Source organism: Schwartzia sp. (in: firmicutes), from assembly GCF_978017985.1.
This window is the reverse complement of record NZ_CDXDFU010000137.1, coordinates 1-17,944: the sequence shown is the minus strand read 5'-3', so window position 1 is coordinate 17,944 and position 17,944 is coordinate 1. Positions and strand designations below refer to the sequence as shown.

Here is a 17,944-nt window from a genome sequence, read left to right as displayed (position 1 = left end):
GCGCTATCGGAGCTGAGGTGGACTTCAGAGCCGCGTATTGCGGTTGAGACAGCCATTCTTGAGCTATGCAGACCTCAGACAGCAGGAACGGCTGCAATAGGTACATCTGCTGCAGCGGCGGTGCAGGGGGCAGATTCGGTTCGTATTGCACAGCTGGAGGCGCGGATGCAGGAGCTTTCGGCAGCTTTGGCGGCACGCCCTGTAAATTCGGCTCCGCCTATGCAGTCCGGTATGCCGGGTGCCGCAAAAAAGACAGCGGTGCACCCGGCTGTATCTGCACCGGGCAATGTGCCGGCAGGACAGCTGAAGATATCTCCGGAAGGGCAGAAGCTGTGGCAGGATTTGCTTGCAAATATATCCTCGGAGCCGAAATATAAGCTCATTGGAGATTTCCTGTCGCGTGGGCAGTTTGGAGGCTGGAACAAGGGAATGTTCCGCGTTTTCATGCGCAGTCCGTTTTTGGTGAGACGGCTTGAGCAGGACGATTATAAAGGCCTTGTTGAGTCGCGCCTTGCACTTATTACAGGGCAGCCCATGCGGCTGGTGTGCGAGGTCGCGGGGGATTTGACTCCGCAGGCGCCGCGTCCTATGCCGAAGAAAAAGCCGGAAGAAAAGTCTCCGCTTGAGCAGCAGGTGCAGAAGGATATAGAATCCATGAGCCCCGATGCGCGTAAGCAGATGGATACGGCCATGGCGGTATTTGGGAATCATTTTGTGGAGGTTCAGGAGAATAAGGGGGAAGCCTCTTCCGTGGATATGGAAGCACCTCCTCAGGAAGAGGACATACCGCTTCCGACGGACGAAGATGCGCCGTTCCCTGACGAAGAGGATATGCCGCCGGTTCCGCCTGAGGAATGAGCACGGGATTGACGGAAAAAGAAGACTTTGATATTCTAAGATATGTATGTTTATTGCCCGAAAGGGTATGGAAGGGAGAATACCATTTATGTACGGTGGAATGGGCGGCGGCATGGGCAACATGGGCGCCATGATGAAAAAAGTACAGAAGCTTCAGTCTCAGATGAAGCTGATGCAGGAAGAACTGAAAAAGAAAACGGTCGAGGTTTCCTCGGGCGGCGGTGTAGTTAAAGTAGTCATGAACGGGGACAAGGTGGTTCAGTCCCTTACGATAGCCAAGGAGGCAGTTGACCCTGAGGATGTAGAGATGCTTCAGGACCTCATCTCTGCGGCAGTTAATGAGTGCATGAAAAAGGTTGACGAGATGATGAGCGCTGAGATGAATAAGCTGACCAGCGGACTCGGACTCCCGCCGGGAATGATCTGATGCAGTATATTGCGCCGCTGGCAAAGCTCATTGAGCATTTCCGGGCGCTTCCGGGCATAGGCCCCAAAACGGCTGTGCGGCTTGCGTACCATGTGCTCGACATGGAGCCCGAAAAAGCGAAAGCACTTGCCGGCGCTATTGTTGAGGCAAAAGAAAAAATCGGGTTTTGCACAACGTGCTTTAATCTCAGCGACCGTAATCCATGTGAGATTTGTGCCAGCGAAAAGCGGGATCACACAACTATCTGTGTTGTGGAGCAGCCGCAGGATGTCGCTGCGATGGAGCGTATGCATGACTATCACGGGGTATACCATGTGCTTCATGGAGCCCTTTCTCCGCTGGAGGGAATCGGACCGGAAAAACTCCGTATCCGTGAGCTTTTCGTGCGCCTTCAGTCAAGTGAGGTAAAAGAGATTATCATGGCGACAAATCCTAATGTGGAAGGTGAAGCGACCGCAATGTATATTGCGCGTCTGCTGAAGTCGATGGGTATCCGTGTGACGCGTATTGCCCATGGGCTGCCTGTAGGAGGAGACCTTGAGTACGCTGATGAGGTCACTCTCGCAAAAGCCATGGAAAATCGCGTGGAGCTTTGATTCTGCGCTTAAGGAGGAATAATTATGGATGCAGCTTCTGCTATAGGCGGGCCTGATTCATCGCTTGTTGTTGCTTGTGCGGTGGGTATTTTGGCGATATGCGTCATAACAAAGCTGATTAAACTTCCGATTGAACTGATGATGAAATTCGTTTCGAACAGTGTCGTAGGTGCATTTATGCTGTTCGTTGCCAATTTCTTCGGACTCGGTATAAAGATAACGATACTTAAGGCTCTCTTTGCCGGTATCTGCGGTATACCGGGAGTTTTAATCATCATTATCTGGGAAAAATTTTTGGCTGGCTGACAGAAATAAAAAAACGCTGGCGAAGGCGTAAGCCTTGCCGGCGTTTTTCTTTTGCCGTGCGGATATTTTATGAAGCAAAGTGCTGTAAATAAATGACACAGCCGAACAGACAGAGCGAAAGGGAAATAAAGAGGAAAATTCCACGATTAAGCCACGGAGCTACGGAAGCAGAGAGCTTATCCGCATGCTTGCGCTGCACATACATGAGTATGAGTGCTGCAGCGAGAGATGCGTACATTCCGCGGTTCCAGTTGTCCATCATATCCCAGCCGGACGCGAGAAGGAACAGCGTAAGGCAGATGACAACAACAAGGATAATGTTTTCCCAGGGGCGGGGCTTCGGAGCCTCGACAAGCTTATCTTCTTCTTCAAGCTCATGAGCTGCGTTGATGTTTTTGCGGATGCGTTTGAACTGTTTTGCCATGAAATAAACCACCAATCTTTAAAAATACTCAACCAGAAATGAATTATACCATACTTTCCTTTTGCATGGGTAAGAAAAAATATGAATTGTGCAAAAACGGAAGGGCAGTGGAGTGCGTTTTACAATTTGACATAAAATCGTGAGAAATTTTATATTTTTGTAAAGTTTTTTACTGTGAATAATTGCAGATACTATCGGAGACTGGTACAATAAAAAATATATATGATTGGGAAAAACGATACAGAAAGCGAGGAATAAACGAACATGATACGAGAACACAGAAGCCGTGAAAAATTATTGACTTACTATGAAAAATACAGTAAGGAAGGCATAATAGACCCGAACGTGCATCCGTGGGTAGCGGAATCCTGGATGAAGAGCAAAAAGCTGAATGTCCAGTCGGATACAATGTTCACGGGGCATAAACTTGATACAGAGGATTTTCGTATGCTGCAGGACCAGCATAAGGAAGCTATAAAATACCTTGAAGTAATGGTGGAAAACATAAGGGAGTTTTTCCAGAAATATAATCTCTGTCTTTTGCTTTTGGATTCGGACTGCGTAGTGTTGAAAAGCTATGCGCTGCCTTATTTCCAGATGACTGCAGGAGAAATTGAAGGTGTTCGTGTCGGTATCGAAGAGGTCGGAACTTCGAGTATTTCCATTGCACGGGAGCATGAAACACCGTTCTGGCTTTTTGGACCTGAGATGTGGGTAAAGGACTGCCAGGGAGGAGACGCATGCTCTGCGCCTGTCTATATGAACGGAGAACTCAGCTATATGATGACACTTGTTGCGGTCAAGCAGTCGGAGATGCCGCAGGATGCTGTCATTGCGATGCTTTTGAGTCTTGGAAAATCACTTGAATCGTATCTTTCGCAGATGCAGCGGCTGCAGGCACAGGAGACGATTCTGGATGCTACACCGTTTGCGGTTTATCACGTAATGCCGGGCGGCGACGTGGCGTACGCGAATAAGCTTGGACTTACACGTCTTGCAGGAATCGGCGCTCAGAAGAACGAAAGGCAGATGCCGAATCTCAGCGATGTGGTCATGAACTACCGTCATACGCCTATTTATAACGGCTTCCGTGGAGTACCGTCCCATAACAAGGAAGTAACGTGGATTACGCAGGCAAAAACCTATGAGGATATAACAACGGCTGTTCCTCTCGGACGTGACATAGACCAGGCAGTATCCGGCGTTGTTGTCGTTTCCATGCCTATTGAAGATCTGCGTACACTTGTTGCGCACGCGGCAGGCTATACTGCGAAATACAGCCTGAATTCAATGGTGGGTGAAGGCACGACCTTTGCGGCAATGAAGGATAAGGCAGCGCGTGTTGCAAAGAATAAGCATCATGTGCTCATTCAGGGTGAATCCGGCACAGGCAAGCAGCGTCTGGCACATGGTATTCATCAGGCAAGTCCGCGTGCTGCGGGGCCGCTCATTACGCTTCGCTGCGGAGATGCAACCCCCGAGCTTTTGGAGCAGGAGCTTTTCGGAATCGTTCTTGACACAGAGGGCAGCCATCCGGGCCGCCTCGAGCTTGCTTCGGGAGGTACGCTTTTCCTTGACGAAGTTGAAAAAATGCCTAAAAATATTGCGGCACAGCTTGCAAAGAATCTTCAGAACGGTACTTCCTGCCGTATCGGCGAACGTGTCGAGCGTTCCATTGATGTCCGTATCGTTGCCGCATGCGACAGTGACCTGAAGCGTCTTACTGAGCGTGGGCTTTTTGATAAAACATTGTATGAAATCGTATCAAAAAGTGTTATACGTGTACCGTCGCTCAGAAGCCGCCGGGAAGATATCCCGACGCTGGTCGACCATATCGTAAAAGAGCTGGCGGCACAGCACCAGATGCAGCCGAAGAAAATACTGCCTGAGACTGTTAAGGTTCTGCATGACTATGACTGGCCGGGCAATATCAAACAGCTGCAGAGCGTGCTGGAGTATGCGTTCTTCAATACTAAGGGTGATACCATCGGACCGAATGATATCAGTCTTATGGGTGATATCAAACCCGACAATAAATGGAAGGAAGACCGTGAGGTCTTTGTGAAGGCATGGAAGGCTGCAGGCGGAAACGTCAGCCGTCTTGCAAATCTTTTAAGCGTCAGCCGTGTTACGCTGTACCGCTATCTTAAGAAATACGGACTTGAAAAGTCATAAGAAGGAGAGTTTCATTTGCGTTTAAGGAGAAAGCCGTGGATTGATGAGGCAATTCACGATTTTGATGATTTTGTGTTCCCGAAGGACCGTCCGGCAACAGAAGAGCTGAAGGGAAAATGGCGTAATCTGTTTGGCAATGACAATCCTCTGTATGTAGAGCTCGGAACGGGCAAGGGCGATTTTATCAGTCAGCTTGCTGAGCGGGAGCAGGAGCATAATTTCATCGGTATAGAGGCACAGCAGGATGTTCTTTATCAGGCGGCTGTAAAGGTTCGCGAAAAAGAGCTTTCAAACGTGCGGCTGCTTGTTTTTGATATCAATGAAATCGAGACGATTTTTGCCCCGGGCGAAGTAGACGGGTTTTATATAAACTTCTGCGATCCATGGCCGAAGGCGCGCCATGCAAAACGCAGACTGACCTGCCGTACTTTCCTTGAAAAGTACCGTCGGCTTCTGGTGCCGGGAGGACGTATCCGTTTTAAGACGGACAACCGTCCTCTGTTCGATTATTCACTGGAGGAATTTGCTGCGGTGGGGCTTAAGGTGCAGGATGTATCATACGACTTGCATGCAGAGAACCGCCCTGATAACATTGAGACGGAATATGAACATAAATTCAGCCTTTTGGGGCAGAAAATCAATCGCTGCGAGGTGATCTTCCCATGAATGGGAAGAAGCTCTGGGATTCCGCGGATGATAATTCGTGGAAATTCTGGATGAACGATCGGGAGGCGATTCTCGGAATCGTAGTAATACTCCTGATTATAGGCTCGATAAATATATTCAGTTCGAGCTTCGTGCTGTCAGAGACATATTACGATACTCCGTATTTCTTTCTGACCAAGCACGGAATTAATGTCTGTGTGGGAATTGTGTTTTTTGTTTTGGGGGCATATATAGATTATCATTACTGGCGGTCGTGGATTGTATGGATATTTCTTGCCGTGGTGATAATGCTGATACTTGTACTGATAATAGGTACGGAGGTCAATGGTGCAAGACGCTGGCTGCAGCTTGGTGTAACGGTACAGCCGGCAGAGTTTGCAAAGATGCTCGCCATATTTATTGAGGCAGCATATATTTCCTCCCGTGTTGCCATTGGAGGGAAATGCCAGCTGTTTCACGCGCAAATGGGTGTTCTGGCATTTTTGTTTTTGCTGATTGAACGTGAACCGGACGGCGCGACAGCCGCTCTTGTTATCGGCGTTCCTATGTGTATGCTGCTGCTCTCGAACATGCCGAGGCAGACAAAGTTTATTTTGCTTGGCTGCATTGCTGCGGCAGGCGTGTTGATATGTATAATACAGCCATATCGTCTTGAACGTGTCCTTACAATGCTTGATCCATGGCAGAATGCAACAGACAGCGGCTATCAGATTGTTCAGTCGCTGCAGGCTATAGGTTCAGGCGGTTTCTGGGGCATGGGACTTGGACAGGGTATCAGTAAATATCACTATCTGCCGGAAGCACATACGGACTTCGCCTTTGCAATATGGTGCCAGGAAAATGGCTTTTTGGGTGCCTTTGGCGTGATTCTGCTCTTCGGGGCGTTCACTTACTATGGAACGAGAATTGCGACCTCCGCTAAGGATGCATATGGTCAGATACTTGCGGCAGGCATTATATGTCTGCTAGTAGGGCAGGCCGCGGCAAACATGCTCATGGTTGGAGGCTGGTTCCCCGTTGTCGGTGTTCCACTGCCGTTCATAAGCTACGGAGGCTCTTCTCTTGCTGTATGTATGGGAGCTGTAGGAATCCTGTTTAACATAGGGAGTAAAAATGCACCGCCTAAGACGCTTGTTACTTCGGCGCCGCCTGCTGAGGAAGAAAGTGCTTACAGAAGACCAAGACTGAAACGAATTAAATAAATTCGGAAAGAAGAATGAGAAAATGATTGTATATGCTGTAGATAAAGGCGGAGAGTACATCACGCCTGAGGAGAGCCTGCGCCGTCATCCGGAAGGAATGCGGAGTATTTATGTCAATATTACGAATCAATGCACATGCGCATGCACCTTCTGCCTCCGCACGCTTAAACATATGGCGGAGGAACATTCCCTGTGGCTGAAAGAGGAGCCTTCTGTAGAGCTTGTGAAGGCGGAGCTCGATGCAGCACCCTGGAAATATATTTCGGAGGTTGTATTTTGCGGATTTGGTGAGCCGACTATGCGCCTTGATGACCTCAAAGAGCTTTTGGGTTATGTGAAAAAAACTCATCCGGAGGTAATGACAAGAGTAAACACCAACGGTCTTTCAGACTTGAATTTCAATCGGGACACCGCGCCGGATTTTGGCGGCGGGCTGCTTGATACGATTTCTATCAGCCTTAATGCTTCCAATGCTCAGCGCTATCTTGAGCTTACAAGAAGCCGTTTTGGTATCGGTTCTTTTGATGCTATGCTCTCTTTTGCGCAGCATGTAAAGAAATATGTGCCGAATGTTGTCCTGACGGTTGTTGACCACGTCGAAGATGACGGAGAAATTGCACTTTGCAGAAAAATTTGTGAAGAAAAAGGACTTTCACTTCGGGTACGTCCTTATGAAGACAGCTGAATATGGAAGAGGCCTCCGTATGTTTTTACGGAGGCCTCTTTTGTAAAATGCAAAAGTTTGTACTTATGTCCGAAAGAATAATGGCATTTACTTGCAGGAATACATGCTTCTTTGTAAAATAATATTATATGATGAGCATGTGTATAGGGTTGAACTCGGATATGAAGGGACAGACGCTTGTATGAAGCATTTGATTATTATCCGCGGAGGCGGAGAGATTGCTACGGCTATTGCGTGCCGCATGCATAATTCCGGATATGAAGTGCTGCTGCTTGAAAAGGCAAGACCGTCGGCAATACGCAGGGAGGTTTCTTTTGCGGATGCTGTGTATGAAGGTGAAAAAACCGTTGAACGGCTTACCTGTTACTGTGCGGAAAATGTCCAGACCGCGGAAAAGCTGCTCCGCAGCAAAAAAATAACTATGCTGGTAGATGCCTGCGGAAGATATATAAAAAAATTCCGCCCGCATATTCTTATAAACACGCTGAACGGAGATGTGGAAGAAAACAGAAGACCGTACAAGGCTGAATATGTAATCGGGCTTGGTTCAGGTTTCTGCGCACACAGGGATGTTGACTGTGTTATTGAGACTCATCGGGGACATGATCTTGGGAGGCTCATATATGAAGGCCATGCACAGAGAAATCGCAATCTTAAAGACCTCGAGAGCGAAACGGGCTGCCTTTTTTCTGCAGGAGCTGTGGGAGTTATACGAAGTCCCAGGACAATATCAAACGTGCTTCGTACAGGAGATATTATTGCTGAGCTGTATGACGAGGAGAACGGCAGGAATGTGGAGATTCGTGCACCGTTCCCGGGCGTACTGCGCGGATTGATTCATGATGGGTTCAGATGCCTGTCAAAAGATATATTAGTAGCGGAGATTGATTCGAGAAACGACCCGGGTATCTGCTTTTCAGTTTCGGAAAAAGCACGCTGTATTTCCGGGGCGGTATTGGAAGCCGTTATGGCATTTGAAGCAGGGATACGATCCGCTAACCGAACGGAGATTTGACAGATGAAGGCTTTTTTGTTCGATATGGACGGGGTGCTGGTTGACACTCAGCAGATTCATACATTGGCACTGAAAAAGGTGTTTGATGAGTACGGAATAGAGATATCACTGGCAGAGCTTGACACATTTGCAGGAACAAAGAGAGGAACAGCATTCCGAACGGCCGCGGAGGAACGCGGAGTTGAGCTCCCTATTGAGGAAATGTGTGAGGCAAAGGATAAGATTTTCGATTCCATGATAGAGAAAACAGATCTGAAGCCCATAAAAGGGATACCGGAGCTTTTGAAGCACCTGAAAGCGAACGGAGTGCTCACGGCTATAGCATCTTCGAGCAGCAGGGAGTTTATATCTCTTGTTGTGGACAGGACGGGAATCAGGGAGTATTTTGATGCCTTTGTCAGCGGGCAGGAGCTGACTGAGTCAAAACCAAATCCTGCGATTTATCTTTTGGCGGCACAGATTCTCGGCGTTGAGCCGTCGGAATGTATTGTGCTTGAGGACGCGCATCTCGGGGTCGAAGCCGCAAAGCGCGCAGGAATGAAATGCATAGGGTATAGAAATCCAAACTCAGGGGAGCAGGATCTTTCCATAGCCGACGTTGTGGTCGACCGCGTGGAAATGATTCGTCAGATGTTAGGGAACTTCTAAGGAGCAGCGCCATGAAACCTTATGAATTCACTGAGACAGAGAGAAAGTCTTTGGAGTGTCTTCCAATTGCTATGTGCATTTTTCAGCGCATAGGCTGGAAGTATCATGTGCTTTTGGTTACGGACGGATATTGCCAGTTTTTGGGCATAGACCGGATGTATCTGAGGAACTCTTCGACAGGGCCGGACCTTATGGTACACGATGAGGATAAGGCTACGCTTGAGAATATGCTGTCATACGTTGAGATGCACCCGGAGGCTGTTTATCCGGTGCGCCTTCGTGTGCATAATTCCAGTGGACGGTGGATTTATCTGAGGTTTATTGCAAAGTTGAGGGAGCCTCAAAAAGGGACTCGTCTTGTATATGTATCCTGTACTGATGTATCTGCAGAGGAGGATATGCACCGCGCTCAGAGCCGCGCACGGGAGCGGTCTGATTCGCTTTTGGAAAAGGTTCTCAGTACTACTGATGCTGCTATTTTCTGGAAGGATGCGGACAGACGTTTTATAGGCGCAAACCGTGCTTTTCTGGATTATTACGGATTTCCGTCTGTACAGTCTATCCAGGGCAAGACGGACGAAGATCTCGGCTGGAATATTGAGGTGGATAAGTTCCGCGATGATGAGCGGAAGGTGCTGCAGGGCAATTCAACGTACCGCGAATTCGGGCATTGCATCAGAAAGGGTGAGGTGCGCGATATCGTTGCCAGCAAGGCACCTCTTTATGAGGACGGCAGGATAGTAGGCCTCGTGGGGTCCTTTGAGGATGTTACACAGGAACGCAGACAGCAGACAGAGAACGGACGTCTTACACATATTCTTGAGAATGTTCCGGCAGGACTCTGCATGTATCAGCTTTATTCAGGGGAATTCGTATGTGTTTTTGTCAACCGGTATTTTACCATGATGACGGGAATCCCCTCGGAAGCGCTCAGCGGAGAGCCTGTGGATACCATACATCTTTTTCTTGAAGCCGAGGATCGTGAATGGCTCAGAAAAACTCTTTTGGAAATGGAAGAAACAGGCCGTGACGAAACTGACGGGATTCTTCATATAAGAAAAAAAGCCGGGGTAGGATTCGGCTCTTTTTATGTTGTTGTACGCCGGGTTGTTTACAGCGCCGGAGCTCATTATTATGTGAGCTACACGGATATTACTGAAGAAAAGGAGATGGAGCGCAAGCAGAAGGCTGAGCGCCGTGTCCTTGAAAGAGTACTTGAGAAGGCGCATATTCTTGTCTGGGAATATGATGCCGAGACCCGCAGGGCGTATTTCATTAAGACGGCAAATCTTGAGGCATCGCTGAAAAATTACGGGCTGGGCAGGGATACTGTGCTTATCCCCGATGAGGTCGTAGGGCATATAGCTGAAAAAGACCGTGGGAAATATCTCGATTTTTACCGTGCTGTAAGGAACGGTGAATCAGGCTCTATTGATGTTGAGTTCAATCTGCCGGGAGACAATGAAAAGCGATTTGAGCGTATTACATATCTCGTCTATCATGATGCTGACGGAAAGCCTGTTCAGTGGTATGGAATGACGCAGAATATTACGGCAGAAATGCGTCTCATGGAGAACTACCGCCGTGAGAAAACCATGCTGCGGCAGACAAGCCCGGAGAATCTTTTTGTAAAATCCCGCTATAATCTTACTGAAAACAAGATGCTTGTATATTCAACGAAGGAAACTGCAAGCGTGAATATTACATCGGATATGAATTATGACGGAGTCCTCAGGTCTATGATGGAGTCTGCTATAGATGAGGATGAGCGCAGAAAAATCGAGGATGTGCTGGGCCGCAAAAATGTTATAAACAGACATCGTGAGGGTGAGCAGACATTTTCCGTTGAATTTCGTCGGAAAACGTTCCACAACAGGCTCTCTTGGGCTCTTGCGACTGTCAATACTTTTACATTGGCGGACGGTTCCATCGAGGGTTTTGCGTACGGATACGACATTACGGAGTCGGTTATAAGCCAGAAAATTATGGCACTGCTTGAGGAATTGAATTTTGACCTCATAGGCATAATTGATATGGAAAGCAGAAGATATTTCATGCATGATACTGTTCCTCAGGAAGAGGAAAGCGTCAGGAACTGGAGCGGAGAACTCTGGATGCACCTCGGAGAGCGTGTGCGTGCGCATGTACCTGCAGCGGAAAGGGATGAAGCAATAGCCGCTCTTTCATATGAGCGTATTAAGGCGGCGCTTCAGACTGATACCAGCTATGAATATGCATTGAATTATGAGGAAGACGGACAGCTTCACCGCAAGCTGGTCAGATTCTGCTTTCTTGATTCGGGACGGCAGTATGTATTCCTTTGCAGACAGGACATCACAAGAGAATACCGCAGAGAATTGGAGCGCGTACAAAAGCTGAACGATGCTCTTAAAGCTGCGCATCAGGCAGACGAAGCAAAGACAATGTTCCTGGCAGGAATAAGCCACGATATGAGAACTCCTTTGAACGGTATTTTGGGCTTTACACGTCTCGCACTTGATACAGAGGATATGGAACAGCGCCTTGATTATCTGAAGAAAATTGATTCATCGGGAAAGCTGCTGCTGTCATTTGTAAACGATGTGCTTGAGCTTTCACGTCTGGACAGCGACAAGAATATGATGCACCCGGAGGAAGTACCTCTGAATGCTCTTATTGACGAGGTGGTTGTTCCTGTCCGTGTATCAGCGAAACAGAAACAGGTGCATTTCGTTACGGATATTCCGCAGGATCTGCATGTGTCTGTTTTTGTTGACAAGCTCAAGATGCAGGAGATAATGCTGAACCTATTGTCTAACGCGGTGAAATTCACTCCTGAGCAGGGCACTGTAATATTCGTCTTTGAAATTCTCAATACGCCTATCAAAGAATGTAATACACGTATTGTAGTGCAGGATACCGGTATTGGTGTCGGCAGGGAGTTCATGGCGAAAATGTTCGAACCGTTCATGCAGGAGCATAATGCGCTGACGAAAAATATTTACGGCGGTACAGGGCTGGGCCTTTCCATAGTCAAACGCGTGATTGAAAAAATGAACGGTTATATCGAGGTCGAGAGTGAACAGGGGCTCGGAACTAAGTTTACTGTTCTGCTTCCGATTGAGTTTAGGGAAACAGAAATACAGGAAGAAGAAATTCAGATAGACAACGTGGATTTTACCGGTTTCAGGCTGCTGCTTTTTGAAGACAACATGCTTAATATGGAAATAGCAAAGACTCTGCTTGAGGATAAAGGATTCAAGGTTGACTGCGCAGAGGACGGGTTGGAAGGTGTTCAGAAATTTAAGGAGTCGGAAATCAATACATACGACTGTATCCTCATGGACATAAGGATGCCGCGCATGAACGGATATGAAGCTACAGAGTATATCCGAGGACTGGACAGGGAGGACGCAAAGAAGCTGCCTATTCTTGCTATGACTGCTGACGCTTATCCTGAGGATATTCAGCATTGCCATGACGTAGGAATGAATGCGCATATTTCAAAGCCCATAGATCCGGAGGGGATGTTCCGAACACTTGCAAAATGGTGCAGGAAAATAAACTGAGACACGGAGGAGAAGCAAGTGAAAGAGGAAGATATGCTGCTGCTTGAAGAAAAATTGACAGCGTGCCTTGAAGGAAGGAATCTTCACGAAGATATTGATGCCTGGCCTGACTTTGCCTCAAAAACGGAAGAGGTACTGAGTGAATTCGGTTTTAGGGAAGAAACCGGCGGAGTAAAACAGATTCTCGTAGTTACGCAGAATAATCTGGGTGATGTAATTTTGTTGAGCCCGATGATTCGGGAGTTGAGAAAAAATTATCCGGATGCATATATAACGGTTGTAATTTCAAAGGCCGGTTATCCTTTTATGCGCATGTGTCCGTACGTGAATGAGGTACACGGCGTTGCAATCAGCTTTCATGAGGGCCTTATTGAGGATGATTTAAAGGAGATATTGGAGTTTTGCAGGCAGAATCTCTGGGATAAGCATATTGATTTGGCATTTCTGCCGCAATGGTCGCAGGTTTCTTTGAAAACAAAGCTCATAGGATATCTTGGCGGAGCTAGGGAAAGAATAGCATTTTCCGACGGTGTATTTCGCGCGTACATTCAGAACATGAATATGGACCTTGCATCGGATAAAAAAGATGTTTTTCATACAAAGGCCGTGATTACACCTCCGGAGCTGATTCAGGAAGCTGCACGAAATTTATATCTTTTGACGGAAACAGGATGCGTCCTTGAGGATGTCCGGGCAGAGCTATGGCTTTCTCATGAAGCTGTGCATAATATGCACTCCTTTATAAAAGAAAAGGCGAATGGTAAAATTGCGATTGCTTTGTGTGTAGGTTCAGCAGAAATCAGCAGAAAATATCCGATCGAAAAATGGGCAGAGGTTATCCGCGAGCTTGACGGCGAAGCAGTTTTCTTTATTATCGGGGGACCGGATGAAGCTAAAGACGGAGAATATATCGAAAAGAATGCAGCTGAAGGGGCAGTGTATAATCTGGCAGGGAAGCTGTCAGTTGAAGAATCCTTGGCTGTTACTGCGGAAACAGAGCTTTATCTCGGGAACGATACCGGTATGATGCACGCTGCTGCGGCTGCGGGACGTCCGATTGTGGCAGTATTCCGCGAGGCTGTTGACAGGGAACATATTCTGACCGGAATTTTAAGCGAGTTCCGGCGGTTTGAACCGTGGCAGACGCCGTATATTGCACTCCGGCCGGAACATCCCTTGGGGGATTGTGAAAAAGGAATGGTATACGGTTGGTGTATGGACCATGACCGTGCTCACTGCATAACACAGGTTGAGACAAAAGAAGTCGTGGAGGGTGTAAGAACTGCAATCGGAGAATTTTTGAAAAAAGAGGGATAAATTTAAAAACAGGTGTTGACAGATGATGAGGCCGGTGCTATTATAATATACGTTGATTGCGAGAGCATGAGACATGGCCTGGTAGCTCAGTTGGATTAGAGTATTTGACTACGAATCAAAGGGTCGGGGGTTCGAGTCCCTCCCAGGTCACCATTTGAAAGTTCATCCCTGCTTTTGAAGCAGGGATTTTTTTATTGCAGAGTGCGAATTATTCAACTTAAAAAGCTCCGTCCGGAGAAATCGGACGGAGCTTTAATGTTTTGTTTTAGAAGTACATGTTCAGCAGATTGCCGACCATGCTGTACCCGAACTGTGCTGTTGTAGCCCGTACAGAGTATGTTACATTGGCATTGGATGTGCCCATCATCTGTGCGGCGGTCGGGAACAGATTGTCCTGCTGCGCTTTTGCTTTTCGCACTTTGTCGTCTGCGCGTCCCGCAAGACCGCTCTTGCCGAGAATACTCTCAACAGAGGTCGGGTTTTCCTTGAGGGCGGTTTTGAGCTGATCCTCATTCACCTTCAACGTGCCCTCGGAGTTAACCGTGATACCGATTTTGTTGAGGGTGTTGGAGAAATACTTCGAATCGCTGAAGCTGTTTGCAAGATTGGAAATTTTCGTGCTTGTGTCGCTGACTCCGTTGAGGAAGGAAACTGCGTTGTTGAATTTCTTGACGAACTTCGACACATTATCGACTACGCCCGCTATGTTCTTTTCCGTGTCCTCATCGGTTGCGCCATTGACGGCAAAATTCGTTGTCTTGAGCTTCGATGCGGCTTCGCCGAGCTCAGTCATGTTCGAACTGAACTGTTTGTTGAACTGCTCTTTCGTTTTGTCATATTCCTTTAAAAGGCTGGACAGCTCTGCATTGCTGTTGTAAATCGACGAAAGTGCGGAGCCGGCGTTATAAGACGAATCGGAGCTTGACGTATCTCTGCCCCAAAGAGACGTAATAGAGCTGTTTTTTGAGCTCTGTCCGTATGACAGGCCTTTGGAGACAATTGAATACATGGTGGCTGTCTGTCTCGCCATCGAGGTAATCGTTGCCATTTTAAAATCCCCTTTCCATGGAAGAAACATATCCTTATTCTAATTAAATTATACTACTTTCGAAAGGAATTGAAAATACTTTTATTGTTGCACTGCGGCAGGGTTTACGGCATGTGTGAGGCAGAAAAGCTTTGCACTCGGGCACTTTTTTTCTTATACTATAGCTAAAGGAAAAGGAGGCGTTTGTATGAAACTGGATGATACTTTTTGTTTCAAGCTCGGATTTGATAAAAAGAAGGATGAAAAAGGAAGAGTATATTATAAAAAGACGTATAAAGCCGGTGTGTATGCGCTTGTGACGGCATTGGACGGCGCGGACGACATTGCGGACGATGCTTTTCATGTTGCATATCATAATGAGCCTCTTGACGTGTTAATGGAGAATGACTGTGAAAGTCCCATGGGAGGAGAATTTTTTCTGAGCAATGCTTTGGAGATGACAAAGAACATGAAAAAGTGAAATGACAGGCTGCGTGATTTGCGCAGCCTTTAGCATTTTGAAAGAGGCGGAAAGGAGGAACGGTGCTTTGAAGGAAGATGAATTTGCAAGGCTCTGCCGTGAGGCCGGAGGAAAAGCGTATATTGTCGGCGGCTGGGTACGGGATTTTCTCCGCGGCGCTGTTCCGAAGGATAAGGATTATGTCGTATGCGGACTCAGTGAGGAAACATTCCATGAGCTGTTTCCTTCAGCGGAGCGTGTAGGTAAATCCTTTCCTGTGTATCTTGTCCGCATTGATGGAACAAAATGCGAGGTAGCTTTTGCAAGGCGTGAAAGAAAGTCGGGAAACGGATACCGCGGCTTTGATGTCATAAGCTCGCCTGAGCTTACAATAGAAGAGGATTTGTATCGCCGTGACACCACAATGAACGCCGTTGCGATGGAGCTTCCGTCAAAGGAAATAATCGATCCGTACAAAGGCCGTGAGGATATTTTGGCGCACATCATACGCCCTGTTTCTGAGCATTTCAGAGAGGACCCTGTGCGCGCGCTTCGGGCAGCAAGGCAGTCGGCAGAGTTGTCCTTTGATATCGCGACGGAGACCTTCGAGGCAATGCGTGCCTGTGGCTATGAGCTTCAGTTTGAGCCTGCGGAACGCATATTTAACGAAATGGTGCGGGCTCTCCGTACATCAAGGCCATCGGTATTTTTCAGAGCACTTCGGAGAGCAGATCTGCTTGAAAAGGTTTTTCCTGAGCTTCACGCACTTATTGGAAAGACTCAGCCTGTTGAGTTCCACCCTGAGGGGGACGCCTTTGAGCATACAATGAACATAGTTGACAAAGTATCTGCTGCTGTTTCATCGGAAATTGCAAGGTTTGCGGGACTTGTTCATGATATTGGCAAGGGTGTTACACCCGAGGAAATGCTGCCGCATCATTACGGGCATGAAATAAAGGGCGAAGCCGTACTGGAGAAATGGAATCAGCGTATGACAATGCCAAAGACATGGCACCAGTCGGCAGACTTTGTGATACGTGAACACATGCGTGCGGGCAGACTTGAGAAACCCGGGAAAATTGTGGAGCTGCTTCTCGGAGTTGACCGTATACCGATTGAACCTAAAGAATTTAAGGAGATAATACGTGCAGACCATAAAACCCTGCCGGATTATCTTGAGTATATAGAAGAAATCATTCCCATACTGAAATCTGTATCGGGAAAGGATGCCCCCGTAGGCTTCAGGGGAAAGAAAATCGGTGAGTGGATTTTTTCGGAGCAGATTCACCGTTATATGGAGTGGAAATCCAAAATTTAAGAGGAAAGCTGAACGACGTAAAATGTTGCTCAGCTTTCCTTTTTATGTTGCAATTGCAACATCATATTGTGGTTGTTGGTGTTATATTAGTATGTAGAATTGTGAAAATTAAAAAATGTTGGGGGTGTGGAAATGGCCGGATATCATCTTGATCTGCATACGCTGCCTCTTTTTGATGGGCTGACCGCAGCGGAAACAGATCAATTCCTTGCCGGGATGAACGCTGCAGTTCGGAGGTATGAAAAAGGGAAATATATTCTTCGGGCGGAAGAGAAAAACGAAAATATAGGCGTCATCGTTGAAGGTGAAATACAGGTAATCTCAGAGGATGTACACGGAAATGAGTCTGTAAGTCATTCTCTTGAACGCGGAGCACTTGTGGGAATAACCTCAGCTGTTCTGCCGGATAAGGTTATGAATTTGTCTCTTGTGGCAACAACCAATGTGCTTGTTCTTTGGATTCCATATCATATCCTGCTGACATCCGGTGCACGTATGGGGCGTATTCACGGAGTTGTTATGAAGCACCTTTTGGAGGTCTTCGCATGGAAGACTGTCGTAATGGCAGAAAAGATTCAGCTTTTATCGCAGAAGACGTTAAGAGAACGGATAGTTTTATATCTGCAGCAGAAAATGTGGAGGCAGGGGGTGGAAAAGGTCCATATCCCCGGACGCATCCAGATGGCAAAGGAACTGGAGTGCAACCGATGTGCGCTCACGCGCGAGATTTCTCTGATGAAAACAGAAGGGCTTCTTGCCTTTGAGGATGACTGGATGCAACTGTGTGTGGAGAAGCTCCTATGAAAACGATTGCGTTTGAAGAAGCAGAGAAATCCTTCAGGGGAAGAAAGATTCTGCATAATTTGTCAGCAGTCTGCCTGAGCGGGCAGATTACGGCGGCTGTCGGACCGAACGGCAGCGGTAAGTCAACGCTTTTGAAGCTGGCGGGACATTTCATGCTTCCTGACAGCGGAAGTGTCACGGTAAGGGAAGAGGACGCGGTGCTGAAGGGTGAAGCCCTTCGTATGTCTATCGCGTACATGTCGCCGGAATTAAGGCTTTATCCCAGGCTTACCGCGCGTGAAAATCTTTCGTTTTTCCTTGGACTGCGGGGAGTTCCGATAGATGACAGGTTGTATGGTGATGTGCTGAACCGTGTCGGGATGCTTCCGGAGACCATAGAAAGAACGAGGGTAGGAGAATTTTCCACGGGTATGCGCCAGCGACTTTTGTTTGGCTTGATGCTCGCATCAAATGCGGATATATGGCTTT

General features: G+C 47.5%; 17 protein-coding genes, 1 tRNA gene and 1 pseudogene. 17 read left to right on the top strand and 2 right to left on the bottom strand.

The window, feature by feature from the left end; genetic code table 11:
* The 4 genes and pseudogenes from ACY69O_RS06400 to ACY69O_RS06385 form a co-directional block, all read left to right on the top strand.
* Window positions 1-858: pseudogene (locus tag ACY69O_RS06400) on the top strand (hypothetical protein); the annotation flags it as partial.
* A gap of 100 nt (window positions 859-958) precedes the next feature.
* A complete protein-coding gene (locus ACY69O_RS06395; RefSeq protein ID WP_462332635.1) occupies window positions 959-1,285 on the top strand; it encodes a YbaB/EbfC family nucleoid-associated protein in 327 nt (108 codons plus the stop codon).
* Complete coding sequence (recR, locus tag ACY69O_RS06390) at window positions 1,285-1,881, top strand: recombination mediator RecR (protein ID WP_462332634.1); 597 nt, start codon at window positions 1,285-1,287, stop codon at window positions 1,879-1,881. The genes ACY69O_RS06395 and recR overlap by 1 nt, the downstream gene beginning before the upstream one ends.
* A gap of 24 nt (window positions 1,882-1,905) precedes the next feature.
* Complete coding sequence (locus ACY69O_RS06385; protein WP_462332633.1) at window positions 1,906-2,187, top strand: pro-sigmaK processing inhibitor BofA family protein; 282 nt, start codon at window positions 1,906-1,908, stop codon at window positions 2,185-2,187.
* Between the two features lie 67 nt (window positions 2,188-2,254).
* On the opposite strand, the gene ACY69O_RS06380 is transcribed toward ACY69O_RS06385, so the two are convergent.
* On the bottom strand, window positions 2,255-2,611 hold the full coding sequence (locus ACY69O_RS06380; RefSeq protein WP_462332632.1) for a hypothetical protein: 357 nt from the start codon (window positions 2,609-2,611) through the stop codon (window positions 2,255-2,257).
* Window positions 2,612-2,875: 264 nt separating this feature from the next.
* Here ACY69O_RS06380 and ACY69O_RS06375 point away from each other — a divergent pair, with 264 nt between their 5' ends.
* The 9 genes from ACY69O_RS06375 to ACY69O_RS06335 all read left to right on the top strand — a co-directional run bounded on the left by ACY69O_RS06375 (window position 2,876) and on the right by ACY69O_RS06335 (window position 14,020).
* Window positions 2,876-4,786, top strand: coding sequence for a sigma 54-interacting transcriptional regulator (locus ACY69O_RS06375; protein ID WP_462332631.1), 1,911 nt, complete (start codon window positions 2,876-2,878; stop codon window positions 4,784-4,786).
* A gap of 15 nt (window positions 4,787-4,801) precedes the next feature.
* Entirely contained in the window at window positions 4,802-5,452 is a 651-nt protein-coding gene (gene trmB / locus ACY69O_RS06370; protein ID WP_462332630.1) for a tRNA (guanosine(46)-N7)-methyltransferase TrmB, read from the top strand.
* Window positions 5,449-6,654, top strand: a complete 1,206-nt coding sequence (locus ACY69O_RS06365; RefSeq protein WP_462332629.1) for an FtsW/RodA/SpoVE family cell cycle protein — start codon at window positions 5,449-5,451, stop codon at window positions 6,652-6,654. The genes trmB and ACY69O_RS06365 overlap by 4 nt, the downstream gene beginning before the upstream one ends.
* A gap of 22 nt (window positions 6,655-6,676) precedes the next feature.
* Window positions 6,677-7,339 (top strand): TatD family nuclease-associated radical SAM protein, encoded by a 663-nt coding sequence (locus ACY69O_RS06360; protein WP_462332628.1) that lies wholly within the window; start codon window positions 6,677-6,679, stop codon window positions 7,337-7,339.
* Between the two features lie 181 nt (window positions 7,340-7,520).
* Window positions 7,521-8,354 (top strand): selenium-dependent molybdenum cofactor biosynthesis protein YqeB, encoded by an 834-nt coding sequence (locus ACY69O_RS06355; protein ID WP_462332627.1) that lies wholly within the window; start codon window positions 7,521-7,523, stop codon window positions 8,352-8,354.
* 3 nt (window positions 8,355-8,357) lie between these two features.
* Window positions 8,358-9,002 (top strand): HAD family hydrolase, encoded by a 645-nt coding sequence (locus ACY69O_RS06350; RefSeq protein WP_462332626.1) that lies wholly within the window; start codon window positions 8,358-8,360, stop codon window positions 9,000-9,002.
* 11 nt (window positions 9,003-9,013) lie between these two features.
* Window positions 9,014-12,550, top strand: coding sequence for an ATP-binding protein (locus ACY69O_RS06345; RefSeq protein WP_462332625.1), 3,537 nt, complete (start codon window positions 9,014-9,016; stop codon window positions 12,548-12,550).
* 18 nt (window positions 12,551-12,568) lie between these two features.
* Entirely contained in the window at window positions 12,569-13,867 is a 1,299-nt protein-coding gene (locus tag ACY69O_RS06340) for a glycosyltransferase family 9 protein (protein WP_462332624.1), read from the top strand.
* 75 nt (window positions 13,868-13,942) lie between these two features.
* Window positions 13,943-14,020: transfer RNA gene (locus ACY69O_RS06335), tRNA-Arg, on the top strand.
* Between the two features lie 112 nt (window positions 14,021-14,132).
* Here the strand turns inward: ACY69O_RS06335 and fliD are convergent.
* Window positions 14,133-14,915, bottom strand: a complete 783-nt coding sequence (fliD, locus tag ACY69O_RS06330) for a flagellar filament capping protein FliD (protein WP_462332623.1) — start codon at window positions 14,913-14,915, stop codon at window positions 14,133-14,135.
* Window positions 14,916-15,102: 187 nt separating this feature from the next.
* On the opposite strand from fliD, the gene ACY69O_RS06325 reads away from it, so the two are divergent.
* From ACY69O_RS06325 to ACY69O_RS06310, 4 genes are all read left to right on the top strand, one after another.
* Window positions 15,103-15,375 (top strand): hypothetical protein, encoded by a 273-nt coding sequence (locus tag ACY69O_RS06325; RefSeq protein WP_462332622.1) that lies wholly within the window; start codon window positions 15,103-15,105, stop codon window positions 15,373-15,375.
* 67 nt (window positions 15,376-15,442) lie between these two features.
* Window positions 15,443-16,672, top strand: coding sequence for an HD domain-containing protein (locus tag ACY69O_RS06320; protein ID WP_462332621.1), 1,230 nt, complete (start codon window positions 15,443-15,445; stop codon window positions 16,670-16,672).
* A 132-nt stretch (window positions 16,673-16,804) separates the two neighbouring features.
* Complete coding sequence (locus ACY69O_RS06315) at window positions 16,805-17,476, top strand: Crp/Fnr family transcriptional regulator (protein WP_462332620.1); 672 nt, start codon at window positions 16,805-16,807, stop codon at window positions 17,474-17,476.
* On the top strand, window positions 17,473-17,944 hold a 472-nt coding region (locus ACY69O_RS06310), incomplete at its 3' end, for an ABC transporter ATP-binding protein (RefSeq protein WP_462332619.1). The genes ACY69O_RS06315 and ACY69O_RS06310, both read left to right, overlap by 4 nt.

What these genes read in the sequence shown, in the direction of transcription:
- ACY69O_RS06395 (WP_462332635.1), top strand. Translation starts at nt 959, where the DNA reads ATGGGCGGCGGCATGGGCAACATGGGCGCCATGATGAAAAAAGTACAG.
- recR (WP_462332634.1), top strand. Translation starts at nt 1,285, where the DNA reads ATGCAGTATATTGCGCCGCTGGCAAAGCTCATTGAGCATTTCCGGGCG.
- ACY69O_RS06385 (WP_462332633.1), top strand. Translation starts at nt 1,906, where the DNA reads ATGGATGCAGCTTCTGCTATAGGCGGGCCTGATTCATCGCTTGTTGTT.
- ACY69O_RS06380 (WP_462332632.1), bottom strand. Translation starts at nt 2,611, where the DNA reads ATGGCAAAACAGTTCAAACGCATCCGCAAAAACATCAACGCAGCTCAT.
- ACY69O_RS06375 (WP_462332631.1), top strand. Translation starts at nt 2,876, where the DNA reads ATGATACGAGAACACAGAAGCCGTGAAAAATTATTGACTTACTATGAA.
- ACY69O_RS06365 (WP_462332629.1), top strand. Translation starts at nt 5,449, where the DNA reads ATGAATGGGAAGAAGCTCTGGGATTCCGCGGATGATAATTCGTGGAAA.
- ACY69O_RS06360 (WP_462332628.1), top strand. Translation starts at nt 6,677, where the DNA reads ATGATTGTATATGCTGTAGATAAAGGCGGAGAGTACATCACGCCTGAG.
- ACY69O_RS06355 (WP_462332627.1), top strand. Translation starts at nt 7,521, where the DNA reads ATGAAGCATTTGATTATTATCCGCGGAGGCGGAGAGATTGCTACGGCT.
- ACY69O_RS06350 (WP_462332626.1), top strand. Translation starts at nt 8,358, where the DNA reads ATGAAGGCTTTTTTGTTCGATATGGACGGGGTGCTGGTTGACACTCAG.
- ACY69O_RS06345 (WP_462332625.1), top strand. Translation starts at nt 9,014, where the DNA reads ATGAAACCTTATGAATTCACTGAGACAGAGAGAAAGTCTTTGGAGTGT.
- fliD (WP_462332623.1), bottom strand. Translation starts at nt 14,915, where the DNA reads ATGGCAACGATTACCTCGATGGCGAGACAGACAGCCACCATGTATTCA.
- ACY69O_RS06325 (WP_462332622.1), top strand. Translation starts at nt 15,103, where the DNA reads ATGAAACTGGATGATACTTTTTGTTTCAAGCTCGGATTTGATAAAAAG.
- ACY69O_RS06315 (WP_462332620.1), top strand. Translation starts at nt 16,805, where the DNA reads ATGGCCGGATATCATCTTGATCTGCATACGCTGCCTCTTTTTGATGGG.